Source organism: Pseudoalteromonas ulvae UL12 (assembly GCF_014925405.1).
GTDB classification, from domain to species: domain Bacteria; phylum Pseudomonadota; class Gammaproteobacteria; order Enterobacterales; family Alteromonadaceae; genus Pseudoalteromonas; species Pseudoalteromonas ulvae.
Map to the genome: position 1 here is coordinate 514,731 of NZ_AQHJ01000023.1, position 14,325 is coordinate 529,055.

Annotated in this window: 13 protein-coding genes and 1 tRNA gene; 5 read left to right on the top strand and 9 right to left on the bottom strand. The window is 42.4% G+C overall.

Annotated features, from left to right (window positions below):
• Positions 1 to 8: 8 nt before the first annotated feature.
• The 3 genes from PULV_RS05855 to PULV_RS05865 all read right to left on the bottom strand — a co-directional run bounded on the left by PULV_RS05855 (position 9) and on the right by PULV_RS05865 (position 1,826).
• Entirely contained in the window at positions 9 to 518 is a 510-nt protein-coding gene (locus PULV_RS05855; RefSeq protein ID WP_086742477.1) for a GNAT family N-acetyltransferase, read from the bottom strand.
• Positions 518 to 1,177, bottom strand: coding sequence for a thioredoxin domain-containing protein (locus PULV_RS05860; protein ID WP_193331142.1), 660 nt, complete (start codon positions 1,175 to 1,177; stop codon positions 518 to 520). The genes PULV_RS05855 and PULV_RS05860 overlap by 1 nt, the downstream gene beginning before the upstream one ends.
• Positions 1,178 to 1,740: 563 nt before the next feature.
• A tRNA-Leu gene (locus tag PULV_RS05865) sits at positions 1,741 to 1,826 on the bottom strand.
• A 320-nt stretch (positions 1,827 to 2,146) separates the two neighbouring features.
• On the opposite strand from PULV_RS05865, the gene PULV_RS05870 reads away from it, so the two are divergent.
• Complete coding sequence (locus PULV_RS05870) at positions 2,147 to 2,644, top strand: RDD family protein (RefSeq protein WP_086742475.1); 498 nt, start codon at positions 2,147 to 2,149, stop codon at positions 2,642 to 2,644.
• Between the two features lie 29 nt (positions 2,645 to 2,673).
• Here PULV_RS05870 and lptG read toward each other — a convergent pair whose 3' ends face one another.
• Positions 2,674 to 3,735, bottom strand: a complete 1,062-nt coding sequence (gene lptG, locus PULV_RS05875; protein ID WP_086742474.1) for an LPS export ABC transporter permease LptG — start codon at positions 3,733 to 3,735, stop codon at positions 2,674 to 2,676.
• On the bottom strand, positions 3,732 to 4,844 hold the full coding sequence (lptF, locus tag PULV_RS05880; protein ID WP_193331143.1) for an LPS export ABC transporter permease LptF: 1,113 nt from the start codon (positions 4,842 to 4,844) through the stop codon (positions 3,732 to 3,734). Before lptF ends, lptG begins: the two co-directional genes overlap by 4 nt.
• Before the next feature lie 156 nt (positions 4,845 to 5,000).
• Between lptF and pepA the strand changes: the two genes are divergently transcribed.
• From pepA to PULV_RS05895, 3 genes are read left to right on the top strand one after another with little or no spacing between them, the layout of a single operon-like run.
• Positions 5,001 to 6,512 (top strand): leucyl aminopeptidase, encoded by a 1,512-nt coding sequence (pepA, locus tag PULV_RS05885; RefSeq protein ID WP_193331144.1) that lies wholly within the window; start codon positions 5,001 to 5,003, stop codon positions 6,510 to 6,512.
• Positions 6,513 to 6,548: 36 nt separating this feature from the next.
• Positions 6,549 to 6,989 carry a DNA polymerase III subunit chi gene (locus tag PULV_RS05890; protein ID WP_086742471.1) on the top strand — a complete coding sequence of 147 codons (441 nt, stop codon included), beginning with the start codon at positions 6,549 to 6,551 and terminating at the stop codon, positions 6,987 to 6,989.
• A gap of 24 nt (positions 6,990 to 7,013) precedes the next feature.
• A complete protein-coding gene (locus tag PULV_RS05895) occupies positions 7,014 to 9,860 on the top strand; it encodes a valine--tRNA ligase (protein ID WP_193331145.1) in 2,847 nt (948 codons plus the stop codon).
• A gap of 96 nt (positions 9,861 to 9,956) precedes the next feature.
• Here the strand turns inward: PULV_RS05895 and PULV_RS05900 are convergent, their stop codons facing one another.
• Entirely contained in the window at positions 9,957 to 11,216 is a 1,260-nt protein-coding gene (locus PULV_RS05900; RefSeq protein WP_193331266.1) for an outer membrane protein transport protein, read from the bottom strand.
• 345 nt (positions 11,217 to 11,561) lie between these two features.
• On the opposite strand from PULV_RS05900, the gene PULV_RS05905 reads away from it, so the two are divergent.
• Positions 11,562 to 11,855, top strand: a complete 294-nt coding sequence (locus PULV_RS05905; protein WP_193331146.1) for a hypothetical protein — start codon at positions 11,562 to 11,564, stop codon at positions 11,853 to 11,855.
• On the opposite strand, the gene PULV_RS05910 is transcribed toward PULV_RS05905, so the two are convergent.
• The 3 genes from PULV_RS05910 to PULV_RS05920 form a co-directional block, all read right to left on the bottom strand.
• Positions 11,833 to 13,065, bottom strand: coding sequence for an HD-GYP domain-containing protein (locus PULV_RS05910; protein WP_193331147.1), 1,233 nt, complete (start codon positions 13,063 to 13,065; stop codon positions 11,833 to 11,835). The two genes, PULV_RS05905 and PULV_RS05910, sit on opposite strands and share 23 nt — an antisense overlap.
• A 181-nt stretch (positions 13,066 to 13,246) precedes the next feature.
• Positions 13,247 to 13,582: a ribonuclease E inhibitor RraB gene (rraB, locus tag PULV_RS05915; RefSeq protein ID WP_086742467.1), complete on the bottom strand. Its 336-nt coding sequence runs from the start codon at positions 13,580 to 13,582 to the stop codon at positions 13,247 to 13,249.
• Entirely contained in the window at positions 13,582 to 14,301 is a 720-nt protein-coding gene (locus PULV_RS05920; protein WP_086742466.1) for a 1-acylglycerol-3-phosphate O-acyltransferase, read from the bottom strand. Before PULV_RS05920 ends, rraB begins: the two co-directional genes overlap by 1 nt.
• Positions 14,302 to 14,325 lie beyond the last annotated feature (24 nt).

The following is a 14,325-nucleotide window of genomic DNA, read 5'->3' on the forward strand; positions in this document are numbered from 1 at the left end:
ATGACACATTAAATCTGCTTGTAAAAATACACCGTGGCCGCCATACAACCGAGGCCATCTCTAGCAAAGTTTGGGATCACTCCACCATTTTGATAGCCTAATTTTGGATATAAAAATGAAGCTGTGTCGCCTTGTTTAGTATCGAGTACCAACAAACGCAACTCGTGCTCTGACGCCCATGCTTCAAGTGCTCCCATTAACGCTTTGGCCACCCCTTTGCCTCTTGCCGCTTTGGCAACCATCAACTTTTCGACCTCTGCGCGATGATTACCATTAGCTTTATTGCAAACAGACAATTGCACAGTGCCAAGCAACTGACCCGCTTCAAATGCAATCCACATCCATTGCGTTGGCTCTGCCAAATCCGTATTCACATTTTGCCAATACGATCTCGCTTCAAAAAAAGTGACTGGAGCAAGAAATCCAATCGATGCCCCATCAGCAACAGTCTCAATCAGTAAATCAGCGAGTGCATCGTGATACTGACTAAGGTCATCGAGACGGGTGATGGCCATCATTATGGCGCAAGCGTCTGTAGATAATCGACTAACGCAAAATACGCCTCATTAGATCGTAAGTCATCATGGGGGACTACTAAATATTTGCCGTTGACAACAATGGCAGGCACGCTATGAATTTTGTTATCTGTCATCTCTTTGAGGCTTTGTTGCATCTTCGCAATCACCGTTGCATCTTGGCCTGCAATAGTTAAAAACGCTTCTTTATCGATGTCATTACGTGTAAAAAAGTCATCAAAACGCTGCTGAGTCATCCCCTGTTTATACAAATCAAATAAATCAGCAAAATGGTCCATATTATTGGTTTGTTGTAAGGCATAAAATATACGGCCATCGTTTGCCCAGCTCTCATTTAAAATCGCATGCTTACGAACAAAACCCAGCTCAGGCTGTTGGGCTTTATAGGCTTGTAAGGGCGCTTCAAAATGCTGGCAATGTGGGCAGCCAAGCCAGAAGTATTCAACAATAAAAGGCACTTTAGCACCTTCGGCATCGATACCACTGACAATGCGATAATGTACACCTTCTTGATATTGAGCTTGTGATTGAGACTGTACACTCTCAGCTTTTGCTGCAGGGTTTGTAGGCGTTTCAACCTTTGAACAGGCAGTTAAACCAAATAACAGCGAAACCGCACTGGCGAGCAGAATTTTTTTCATTTTGATGATTCTTATTCTTAAAAAAGTACTCTGATCATAAAAGAATTTAAACAAAATAGCAGGGGTTAATTTTGTTTACTGATAAACCACATACTTTGGCTTGAAAAGGCCGCTCTTCAAAATTCGTTTGAAGAATAATGCTGCTTTAATAAATCACAGGCATAAAAAAACCTTACCAAATACTAAGGGCTATAAAAAGTCGACCCAGTGGGCATGATTTCACATCCAACCGCCACGCTTATTCTGCGGGGCCGATTATAGAAAGTGAATCCCCTCGTCTCTCTACGAACTTTGCAGTACAGCACAATAATCAGACAAGTATAAATTGAACTGATAAATCACAGGCATAAAAAAACCCTTACCAAATGGTAAGGGTTATAAAAAGTGGTACCAGTGGGCGGACTCGAACCGCCACGCTTATTCAGCGGGGCCGATTATAGAAAGTGAATCCCCTCGTCTCTCTACGAACTTTGTAGTACAACACAATAATCAGACAAGTATAAATTGAACTAATAAATCACAGGCATAAAAAACCCTTACCAAATGGTAAGGGTTATAAAAAGTGGTACCAGTGGGCGGACTCGAACCGCCACGCTTATTCAGCGGGGGATTTTGAATCCCCTATGTCTACCAATTTCATCACACTGGCACAATTTTTCTTTAATCTTCTCACGCCATCTAAAATGATTGAGAAAATAAAGAAAAACCACTTACGAGCAAAAACTTATAAAAGGTGCTTTTGTCTCTGGTTTTGCATTATACAAAGAAAGCAGTGCTGAGCAAGCGGTTTTTTACCTAAAGCTGAACAACTGCTCAGCAATCAATCAATTTGTATGTTTACGCTTCTTTTACTGCGGCTTTACAATCGCTCACATTTTAAATTGCAAGGCAATCCCGACACTTGGGATGGATTCATGTTTGCAATATTGTTTGTTAGAATATGAGCAATCCAACTTTGATAGGCTCGTTATGACAGATTTTCCTCGCACTGGCTTTTGGCGCCGTGCCGCCGCTTGGCTTTATGATGCGTTAGTGATCATTGCATTTGCCATGCTCACCACAGTGCTTTACCTACTGTTTATTCAACTGTTACTTTCTTTTGAATTTCTGAGTTTAGGAAATGCGGCTGATGTCTCTGATTTAATTCAACAAGATCCAATTTTAAAGACCATTCGCACTGCCTTATTGATTTTAGTCAGCATCTGCTTTTTTGTGTATTTTTGGACGCGAGGCGGTCAAACAATTGGCATGCGCGCATGGCGACTAAAAGTTCAGCAGGTGGGTGGCGCTCGCATTACTGTCAAGCAAGCGATTATTCGCGCCGCTACAGCTTTAGGTGGATTAGGCAATTTGGCTGTAATCGTTAATTTAAAACAGCCCAGAGCGCTACAAGACTACTTAGCTGGCACTGAAATAATCACGCTCAGCAAAGAAGAAAACAAACGGATTTATAAGTCTCTCGACTAGGTTATATTAAGCGTAATAAACGCAGCCTATTAGCTGCGTTTATTAATTAGATAAACTGAAAACGCAATAAATATCACGCTAGGTAAAGTAGCCCCGACAAATGCAGGTAGCTCATACACAAGTACAATCGGGCCAAATATTTTATCACTTAAGTGAAACACTATACCTGTCACTACGCCCATCACGATCCTCGCTCCCATAGTGACAGAACGAAGCGGGCCAAAAATATACGACAACGCAACCAATAACATCACACCAATCGACACAGGCTGCATCAGCTTACGCCAAAGAGCTAACTCATAAGTACTGCTATCTTGATCATTTTTTTCTAAGTAATCCAAATAACCAACTAAGCCACTAAAAGAAAGCGACTCGGCTTTTAGCGAGACAATACCTAGCTTATCGGGTGTTAAATCTGAGGGGTAAAACAGCTCATCAAACTTTTTGGAAGTGACCTCCTCACCTAGCGATAATTGATTCACGCCACTGAGCATCCAACCTTCGGAATGACTCACCGCACTTTGTGCATTGGTAACTTCAACCAAGTCGAGATCTTTATTGAAGCGATACATTTTTAAATCATCCAGTCGACCTGATTCATCCACGTTATCGATATTTAAAAACACATCGCCATCTTTAGCCCACACACCTTGGCGCGCATTAAACACATTACCACCAGAAATAGCGAATGTACGCAGTTCTTTTGCTTGTCTTTGCGCTTCAGGAACGCCCCACTCACCCATAGCCATAACGCATAACGCCATAAATAATGCGGTTTTCATCACTGAGCGAATAATCGCAAAACGTGACATACCTGCAGCTTGCATCACCACTAATTCACTGTTCGAAGCCAGCGCACCAAGCCCAGTTAAACCACCAATTAATGTCGCCATTGGGAAAAAAGTCACCACATCACCGGGGATACTGTACAAAGTAAAAAGACCAGCCGTAGTGACATCATACGTACCGCGGCCAACATATTTAAGCTGCTCAATAAATTTTATTAAGGTGCTAATCCCAACCAAAACGAGCAGTGCAAACCCTGTGGTTTGTAAGATGCTTCGCCCTAAATACCAATCTAAGGTTTTCAACTCACACGCTCCCGTTTCTTAAATATCGCTTTGACCATCGCACCGGATGCTCGACCTCGTAAAATCAGTAAAACGCCAATGAATAAAGCGCTGATATGGATCCACCACAAACCGATATCGGTTGGGATTTTCCCACCTTCAATGGCATGCTTAGCCCCATTTAGTAAAATAAAATAAGCCAAATAAATCACAATCGCAGGGACTAACTTGGCAAACTTACCTTGCCTTGGGTTTACTTCACTGAGCGGAACAGCAATGAAGGTTAAAATTAAAATAGAAAGCGGAATAGCCAAACGCCATTGAAACTGAGCCGCAGCTTCGGAAGAATCCATTTGCAATAATGCCAAGCTACTCACGGCTTCGAGCTTACGGCGTTTATGCTCTATTGCTTGTTCTTGGATTTCGACTTGATAACCATCAAATTCAGTTAATTTAATATCAAGTTGATTGCCATTGGTTTCGTAGTGCTGGCCATTGCTCAGATTGAGTTGTTGTTCACCGTTTTCTTCTTCGATGACTATCCCTTTTTCTGCATAGACAATGCGAGCTTCAGGTGCTGCGTTATCATCAGAAAATTGTGCCACAAACACTTTGTTGAGTTCTTTGCCGCCTTGACTAATGTCATGCACAAATACCACGGCTTTTTCATTGCCCGTTTGTTGAAATCGGCCAGCGCGTAAGCTAAATAATCCCGACTCAGCCTTGGCTTTTTCTTCAAGGCGATACTCTTGCTCACTTGCCCATGGCGCAACAACTAAAGTCAATGCCGCAGCAAAAAGCGCCATCACAGCACTAGAGGCGAGCGTCACCCGCACCACATACCATTCGCTGACTCCACACGCTTTTAACACAGTCATTTCACTGTCAGCATAAACTCGGCTGTACGCTAATATAATGCCCAAAAATAAGCTTAAAGGTAAAATAAACGAGGCTAATTGCGGTAACTTAAGCGCAAGCATTGAAATGATTAATTTAGCCGGCAAAGAACCGTCTGTTGCTTCAGTTAAAATGCGTACAAATTTTTCACTGACAAAAATTGTCATCAAAGTCAGGAACACCGCCAACTGCGATTTCAGCACTTCAGCAGTTAAATAACGAAAAATAAGCAAAATGTGCCCCTATAAAACATGTCTTTTCACTGGAATAGTCAGAAATTTTAAGTAAACTTGTTATTTTCACAACTTAATTATATGCCATTGCAGGTTTTTATAAACCTAAAAGTTATTAATGGCATAAATAGTGAGCAGATTCATTTAGGAGTCGCTATGGAATTCAGCGTAAAAAGTGGTAGCCCAGAGAAGCAAAGAAGTGCTTGTATTGTAGTCGGCGTTTATGAACCGCGTCGTTTGTCACCTATCGGTGAGCAGCTGGATCGGATCAGTGATGGTTATATCTCCAATTTATTGCGCCGTGGTGATCTTGAAGGTAAGCCCGGTCAAATGCTGTTATTGCACCATGTGCCAAACGTATTAAGTGAACGTATTTTATTGGTTGGCTGTGGTAAAGAGCGTGAGTTAAACGATAAACAATACAAACAAATCATTTCGAAAACTATCAACACGCTTAACGAAACTGGTTCAATGGAAGCTGTGTGCTTTTTAACTGAGCAACACGTCAAAGGCCGTGATACATACTGGAAAGTCAGACAAGCCGTAGAAACAACACAAGACTGCTTATACACCTTTGATCAACTAAAAAGTAAAAAGAGTGATACTCGTCGCCCGTTACGTAAAATCGTGTTTAACGTGCCGACGCGTCGTGAATTGGCCATTGGTGAAAATGCCATTGAACATGGCTTAGCTATCTCAGCTGGTATGAAGCTGTGTAAAGATGTCGCTAACATGCCGCCAAACATTTGTAATCCTGCTTATTTGGGCGAGCAAGCCAAGTTACTCGAAGAGACCTTTGAGAAAGTCACCGTGAATTTGGTCGGCGAAAAAGAAATGGAAGAGCTTGGAATGCACTCTTACCTAGCGGTTGGTCGAGGAAGTGCAAACGAATCCATCATGTCGGTGATCCACTACAATGGTGCGCCAGAAAGCCAAGCCCCCATCGTGCTTGTTGGTAAAGGCCTTACTTTTGACTCAGGCGGTATTTCAATCAAACCAGGCGAAGCCATGGATGAAATGAAATATGATATGGGTGGCGCAGCCGGCGTCATTGGTACGATGCGCGCATTAGCTGAAATGGATCTCCCAATCAACGTCATTGGTGTACTCGCTGGTTGTGAAAACATGCCAAGCTCAAACGCCTATCGTCCAGGTGATATCTTAACAACTATGTCTGGGCAAACCGTTGAAGTTCTTAATACTGATGCTGAAGGGCGTTTAGTATTGTGTGATGCGCTTACCTATGTAGAAAGTTTTGACCCAGAAACAGTTATTGATGTCGCTACCCTGACTGGTGCGTGTATAATCGCCCTAGGTAGTCATGCCACAGGATTACTGTCGAGTCATAATCCTCTCGCCCATGACTTATTAAAGTCAGGTGAGCAAAGTGGAGATCGCGCATGGCAACTGCCATTATGGGATGATTATCAAGATCAACTTGAAAGCCCATTTGCAGATTTCACTAACTTAGGTGGCCGAGCAGCTGGCACAATTACCGCGGCATGTTTCTTATCTAAATTCACCAAAAAATATAATTGGGCTCATTTAGATATTGCTGGAACAGCATGGCGCAGTGGTAAAAACAAAGGCGCGACAGGTCGCCCAGTACCGATGTTAACTCAGTACTTGCTAAACCGTGCTGATGTAACCCCAGTGCAAGAGTCGTAATTTACTTTTGCACCTAAGCAATGCTTTGAGGCAAAAATGAACGCAGTGTTTTACGTTCAAAAACAAGAAAATGAGCCGGATAACCCTATCCCGGCTCATTTTGATCTCGCTGCACGCATTGCAGCTGATTATTACCGCCAAGGTCAGCGTGTCTTTATTTATACCGACAATAAAAACGACGCTCACTTAATCGATGAACATTTATGGGGATTTGAAGCGGACAGCTTTGTCCCCCATAACCTTCAAGGTGAAGGCCCCGCCATGGGCGCGCCGGTTGAGATTGGCGACTCAACTCCGGTTGGCAACCGAAAAATTTTAATTAATCTGGCGCAAACCGTGCCCGATTTCATTCGACGATTTAATCAAGTGTTTGATTTTGTCCCTTTGCAAACAGAGCAAAAACAAGCGGCCAGAGAGCGCTATAAGCAGCTTCGCCAACTTGGGGCCAACATGACAACACGTGATATTGAACAGTAAGTATTATTTAAAAGGTTCTGTGTAATGGATAAAACCTATAATCCGCAAGATATTGAACAGTCTTTATATCAAGATTGGGAAGAAAAAGGCTACTTTAAGCCGTCAGGCCAAGGTGAAGCCTATTCAATTATGATTCCACCTCCCAATGTCACTGGTAGCTTGCACATGGGTCATGCATTCCAAGACACCATCATGGATACCTTAACCCGTTTTAAACGCATGCAAGGTAATAACACCTTATGGCAAGTGGGTACCGATCACGCGGGTATCGCGACTCAAATGGTTGTCGAGCGCAAACTCGCCGCAGAAGAAGGGAAAACTCGCCACGATTTAGGTCGCGATGCGTTTATCGATAAAATCTGGCAATGGAAAAACGAATCAGGTGGCACAATTACCAAGCAGCTTCGTCGCTTAGGTGCATCGGTCGATTGGGATCGTGAACGCTTTACCATGGACGAAGGCCTATCTGAAGCAGTCAAAGAAGTGTTTGTTCGTTTACACAAAGAAGATTTAATTTACCGCGGTAAGCGCCTTGTAAACTGGGATCCAAAACTTCACACAGCTATCTCAGATTTAGAAGTCGAAAACAAAGACAAACAAGGTCATATGTGGAACCTTCGTTATCCACTTGCTGATGGTTTAACTACAAAAGATGGCAAAGATTACATTGTCGTCGCCACAACTCGCCCAGAGACCATGCTCGGTGATACGGGTGTAGCGGTCAATCCTGAAGATGAGCGTTATCTTGATTTAATCGGTAAAGAAGTGCTGCTGCCAATCGTTAATCGTCGCATTAAAATTGTCGCCGACGAACATGCCGATATGGAAAAAGGCACAGGTTGTGTAAAAATCACACCTGCTCACGACTTTAACGATAACGAAGTCGGTAAGCGCCATCAATTAGAAATGATTAATATCTTTGATAAAGATGCGGCAGTGCTCTCGGCTGGTGAAGGTTATGACTTTAGCGGTAAGCCTATTGAAATTGACGCCCCGATCCCTGAGCGTTTTCACGGCTTAGATCGCTTTGATGCACGTAAACTCATTGTTGATGAATTTGAACAACTTGGCTTACTCGAAAAAATCGATGATCACAGCTTAACTGTGCCTTACGGTGACCGTTCAGGTGTAGTGATTGAGCCTTTATTAACAGATCAATGGTATGTACGTGTTGCACCACTTGCTGAACCAGCAAAGCAAGCGGTTGCCAATGGGGATATTAAATTTGTCCCTGCGCAATACGAAAACATGTACAACGCATGGATGAATGACATTCAAGATTGGTGTATTTCACGCCAACTCTGGTGGGGACACCGCATTCCAGCTTGGTATGATGCACAAGGTAACGTCTTTGTTGGCCGCGATGAAGCTGAAGTACGCGCCGAAAATAATATTGCTGATGATGTCGTCTTAACTCAAGACGAAGATGTACTTGATACGTGGTTCTCATCTGCGCTGTGGACATTCTCAACACAAGGTTGGCCTGCAAATACAGACGATTTAAAAACATTCCACCCTTCGGATGTTTTAGTGACTGGTTTTGACATCATCTTTTTCTGGGTCGCTCGTATGATCATGATGACGATGCACTTCATTAAAGATGACAATGGCAAACCACAAGTCCCCTTTAAAACTGTGTATGTTACCGGCCTCATTCGTGATGAGAATGGCGATAAAATGTCAAAATCAAAAGGCAACGTGCTTGATCCTATCGACATGATTGACGGCATTGATTTAGAGAGCTTAGTTGAGAAGCGTTGCGGTAACATGATGCAGCCACAACTTGCTAAAAAAATCGAGAAAAACACCCGTAAAGCCTTCACTGATGGCATTGAAGCACACGGTACTGACGCCCTGCGCTTTACACTCGCTGCGATGGCTTCAACTGGCCGCGACATCAACTGGGATATGAATCGTCTCGATGGTTACCGCAATTTCTGTAACAAGTTATGGAATGCGAGCCGCTATGTGCTGATGAATACTGAAGACAAAGATTGCGGCTTTAATGGCGGCGAGATGCAATACTCTCTTGCCGATCGTTGGATCTTAGGTCAATTTGAAACCACAGTGAAGACTTTTACCGATCATTTAGATAACTACCGCTTTGATTTAGCAGCAAATACTATCTACGAATTCACATGGAATCAGTTCTGTGACTGGTATTTAGAGCTGACAAAACCAGTGTTATTCAAAGGGACAGAACAAGAGCAACGCGGCACTCGCCAGACCCTTGTCACTGTGCTTGAAGGACTATTACGTCTGATGCACCCGCTCACACCTTACATTACCGAAACTATTTGGCAGCGTGTTGCACCACTTGCTGGCATCAATGCGGATACCATTATGCTGCAAGCATACCCTCGCTTTGATGAGAGCAAAGTCGACGCAAAAGCCATGGCCGATTTAGAGTGGGTGAAACAGTTCATTCTTGCAATTCGTAATATCAGAGGTGAAATGGACATCAGCCCAAATACACCACTGAATGTATTACTCAAAAATGCCTCAGCAGAAGATCAAAGCCGCCTAAATGAAAACCAAGCATTTTTAGCCTCACTAGCAAAACTTGAGACTATCACTGTGTTAGGTGACAACGATGACGCTCCAGCTTCAGCGACAGCGCTAGTTGGGAACCTTGAAGTGTTAATTCCTATGGCGGGCTTAATCGATGTCGATGCAGAGCTTGCTCGTATCGCCAAACAGCTTGAAAAAGCAGAAAAAGGCCTTGCTCAAGTGCAAAACAAACTGGCTAATGAAAAGTTTGTTAATAATGCACCTGAAGCCGTCCTTGCAAAAGAGCACGAAAAGTTAGCCGAGTTTACCGATGCGCAAACAAAGTTGCTTGAACAAAAAGCAAAAATAGAAAGCTTATAATCTGCTATTTTTACCCATAAAAAACGCGAGCTTAGCTCGCGTTTTTTATTTTCATCAGAACAAATTATCTTGGTTTAAACGACTCAATCCGAGTGACTAAAACTGATAATTATACTGAGCACCAACAAGATAAGCATGGCCCTTAGATTCAAAACCCCAAGACTGACCAAGATTGTCGCTTTCTGTGAAGTTTTGTGTCTCACCGCGCAAGGCACTCATGCCCACATCAACACTTGAATGTGCATCAAGCTGATAAGTTAAACCTGCACTTAACCATAAGCGGTTGGTATCTGGAATTGAGATAGACAAATGACTCTGCTCTGCAGGAGACTCATCATACGCCAAACCAGCGCGAAGCTTTAGCGCCTCATTAAATTGATAATCTCCCCCTAAAGCAACACGAAAAGAACTTGTGAAGTCTTCAGTTTTACTAAATACAGGGGCATCACGGCCTTCAACGTAGGCTTCTAACTTATCGAAGCTCGTCCAACCCGTCCATAAAATTGAATAATGTAATCCGAACTCTGAATTCAATTGATGAGAGCCTGAAAATTCAGCAATAGCTGGCAAGGTAATCGCGACTGAACCTGGTAAACTTTGCCCAGCTAACCCACCGAGTTGGGCTGGTAGCTGATTTGAATAAGTACCATCAAACGTAATATCTGTTTCGCTGCGGTAATGAAAACCGTAGCGATGTCCAGGTTTCACGTCATACGCAAAGCCAATATTGAATCCATAGCCAGTGTCATCACCTTCTAGATTAACCGCTTGCGTTTGAGCTGGGATAGGTAAAGGAGATGCACCAAAGGTACGCTTAATTGTCGCATCGGCATAAATGTAATTAATGCCAACCGCAACAGAAAATACTTCGTTTACTCGGTAAGCGAGGCTGCTGTTTAAATTAACTGTGGTTATTTCTGTATTACCTGCCAACTGCCCTGCAGCATAATCATCATTAAACTCTGTTGCCAAACCGAAATTAGAAAAAGCACCAAAACCAATCGCAAACTCATCATTAATTGGCATGGTAAAATAAGCAGCTGGAACAACCGCACTCGGGGCAATACTGTCTTCATTTAACACATCGGCACTTAAACCATAAGGTGCACTTTCACCTTTGAGGCTAACATCAGGTTTAACATACGTGGCCACAACACTCAGTTGCATGTTGTCAAATTGAGTCATTAAAGCCGGGTTACGCGCAACGACTGAGGCATTTTCAGCAATTGCAGCATCGCCAGCGAACGCTCTGCCTAACCCTGAGGCACTGTGTTCTGCTAATTGAAATGCTGCAGAAAAAGCCTGCTGCGATACTAATGTCAAACTTACTGCAAGCAGCGTTTTTTTAAAATTCATGGTGTTCTCTTGTTGTCTAATGCGATACATCATCGCATCGCTGTGCGTCATCATATTACTTAACATCATGACGTCAGCGTTATTTGCACGGCGCATCTTGGCGATAGGACCAAGACCTTGGTAACAAGCGCTAACTTACTTATTACTGAGCATATACTCTAACTTTTTTAGAGTAATAACTCAGCATTTAAATTGTAATTAAGTTTGTTCTCTCGCTTAAAAATCAACGGATTGAGTACAAAACAAGCAAAGCGATTAAAACACCTAAATGATAATAAATATCATTTACATTTAATTTATTTTTGATATGCTTAAACTCTGACAAGCCAATAAGGAACGATACCAATGCTATTAATCATGCTTGCTTTTATGTTCTGTTTAATTGCCGTTAAAGCGTTATTAATGAGTAATCAATATGCAGATACGGATGACGCCCATGCTGATGAGAGACTCACTCAATTTTGGTTTGTGGCGATTATTATGGCGGTAGTGGCGCAGCTAATGTGCACTTATTTGTTTGATGGCTTTTTTGGCACTTTTATATGGTTACTAATGCTCTTAAGCAGCTATGTAATAATCCGATTGCCTTTGGTTAAGTTACTTAAATTCGAACGCACTAAACGCTCAACTGCTCTTTGAGTAAACGACTTAAATTTATTTGATGCTCCTGTGGCTGGACACTGCCAAGAATTCTCAGTGTTGATCCATGCTCAGATAAACAGAGTTTTTTACGGGTAATATAGTGCTGGTGCTTGGCATTGTAAAAAACCTGAATTTTCGGACGTAAGGGTTGTGAGCGGTTGCCTTCTAATACTAAAGCCAGCTTTTCTCCCGTGAGTTTGACTATCGAACCAACAGGGTGCACACCGATACACCGAATAAATTTTTGCACCAGCACGGCATCAAAAAGCGTTGGTTGACTCATTAAATAGCGCAGGGCTGCAATGGGTTCAATGCCTTTTTTAAATGTTCTATCGGCTGTCAACGCATCATATACATCGACAATGGCGATGATCTTCGCTGCGGTACTAAGCTGGTTATTTGATAAACCCCGAGGGTAGCCACTGCCATCTAATCGTTCATGATGGTTAACAATGACATCAATCATCAATGGTGTCAGTCCAGGATATTGCTTAGCAAGCTGGTAGCTATGCGCAACATGTTTTTGCACGGCCTTTCGTTCTAAGGCGGTCAGTTTTGTTGGTTTGGTCAAAATTCCCTGAGGTACTTTGGCCTGCCCTAAATCATGTAATAATGCCCCCATAGTTAGTTCGATAATGCGCTCTTTCGCAAAACCTAAAAACTTAGCAAACATCGTCACTAGGATGGCTGTATTAATAGAATGCCTAAATGCATAAGTGTTTTTATCTCGCAGACGAGTCAGCACAGCCATGGCACTTTCATTTCTAAAAACTGATTCCAAAATCGTTTGTCCAACGTCATCAAGAACCGCAATATTGACATTTTGCCCCATCATTAAATCACAGTGCAACGTGGTCATTTTTCGAAGTCCAGCATCATAATCTGCTGAAGCTTGGCGAAACTCTTCTTCAATGGAAATTGCGTCGTCTACTGGAGGGCGTTTTTTTCGACGTGGATTATGTTTAACTGCTGGATTAGGCGAAACCGTTTCTTCGCTAGGTGGCGTTTCTGCTGATGGCTCTACAGGCGATTGCTCACTTTGCCTTACATCTATCTCTAATTGCTTAACCCCACGTTGTTGTAAGGTGTCAATTAATGGCTGGCTACGAACTATCCCAGTTTTTATTTTAAGATCCGACTTTTGCTTCAAAATTCGGGTGACATACATGCCAGGTTTTAATTCGGCAATTGAGATAACTTTTAACATAAACTGCATTCATTACGTTCAAGGCATAAAACTTACACTCGATTAACACCAATTGCGACATTTATCATGAATTAAGTAGGGGGATGCAATAAAAACACAACTTTTGTATTAACTTTAGAGGAATGAATTTGGGCAGGAAAAGCGATAGCCAAGCACGCGGACTAAGCTATCGTAACGCAGATTATTCTTGGAAGTAAGTGCCCCAGCCATCGTACTCAACTTGGCATTCATGAGCTAATGCTGACAGTTTATCAACATCTTCCATGATTACATCAACATCTAGCTCAGCTTCAACCACGACATCAAAGCCCCAAATTTTGCTGCCATCTTCTAATTCTAATTCCGCAGGATCTTCAACGTCATAACCTAACTTAAATGCTTGTAGTGCGGCATTTTCTAACTGTTTGAAATCTTCACTGACAAAGTGATGTTCTACTTCATATAAAATCTCTGGATTTGAACCATCTTCTAATAATGACTCAACAATGTCTTCACTAATTTCGCGCCAGTTTTCCATTATTTACTCTCTTGTTCTGCGACTTTCGCATCTAACTGTTTGATCTTGTCATCCATAATAGCATGGACGTTTTGAGCTTGCTCTCGAATGCTGCTATTTTGCTGCAATTTAATCGGCGCAAGCAACTCAATATAAATAGTGCCATTATTCCAACGATTAAGCTTAATGGTCTTGTGAGTCGTACTCATACACACTGGCACAATGGGCACTTCGGCTTGTAATGCAGTGTGAAACGCGCCCGTTTTAAAAGGTAGTAAACCTTTACCATAACTACGAGTGCCTTCAGGAAACATCCAAACAGACAACTGCTTATGCTTAATTTTATTGGCCGCTTTTGAAATCGTACCAAGCGCTTTTGAGCGATTAGCTCTATCGATCAAAATATTACCAGAGAGCCAATATAGTTGACCAAAAAATGGGATCCATTTTAGGCTTTTCTTACCTATGCTCACCGTTCGCTCAGGAACCGCATTGGTGATAGTAAAAATATCATAACTATTTTGATGATTAGCAACAAACACATACGGGCCTTTGCTTACTTCTGGAGACACGCTAATTTCGATCGTCACTCCTAACAACTTGCTGACACTGCCATACCAAGTTGCAATACGATGGACATGATTAGGGTGAAACGGTACAAAAATGCACAGCAATAATCCAAATACTCCGCTGAATAAAATAAACAGCGCAATCAAAAATAATCTAATTACAGCAAGCAAAGCCTGACTCCTCAAGTGAAAGTG

Coding starts and splice junctions, on each gene's coding strand:
- PULV_RS05900 (WP_193331266.1), bottom strand. CDS start 11,216: ATGAATTTTAAAAAAACGCTGCTTGCAGTAAGTTTGACATTAGTATCG.
- PULV_RS05890 (WP_086742471.1), top strand. CDS start 6,549: ATGAACGCAGTGTTTTACGTTCAAAAACAAGAAAATGAGCCGGATAAC.
- PULV_RS05895 (WP_193331145.1), top strand. CDS start 7,014: ATGGATAAAACCTATAATCCGCAAGATATTGAACAGTCTTTATATCAA.
- PULV_RS05910 (WP_193331147.1), bottom strand. CDS start 13,065: ATGTTAAAAGTTATCTCAATTGCCGAATTAAAACCTGGCATGTATGTC.
- PULV_RS05870 (WP_086742475.1), top strand. CDS start 2,147: ATGACAGATTTTCCTCGCACTGGCTTTTGGCGCCGTGCCGCCGCTTGG.
- PULV_RS05905 (WP_193331146.1), top strand. CDS start 11,562: ATGCTATTAATCATGCTTGCTTTTATGTTCTGTTTAATTGCCGTTAAA.
- pepA (WP_193331144.1), top strand. CDS start 5,001: ATGGAATTCAGCGTAAAAAGTGGTAGCCCAGAGAAGCAAAGAAGTGCT.
- PULV_RS05855 (WP_086742477.1), bottom strand. CDS start 518: ATGATGGCCATCACCCGTCTCGATGACCTTAGTCAGTATCACGATGCA.
- PULV_RS05860 (WP_193331142.1), bottom strand. CDS start 1,177: ATGAAAAAAATTCTGCTCGCCAGTGCGGTTTCGCTGTTATTTGGTTTA.
- rraB (WP_086742467.1), bottom strand. CDS start 13,582: ATGGAAAACTGGCGCGAAATTAGTGAAGACATTGTTGAGTCATTATTA.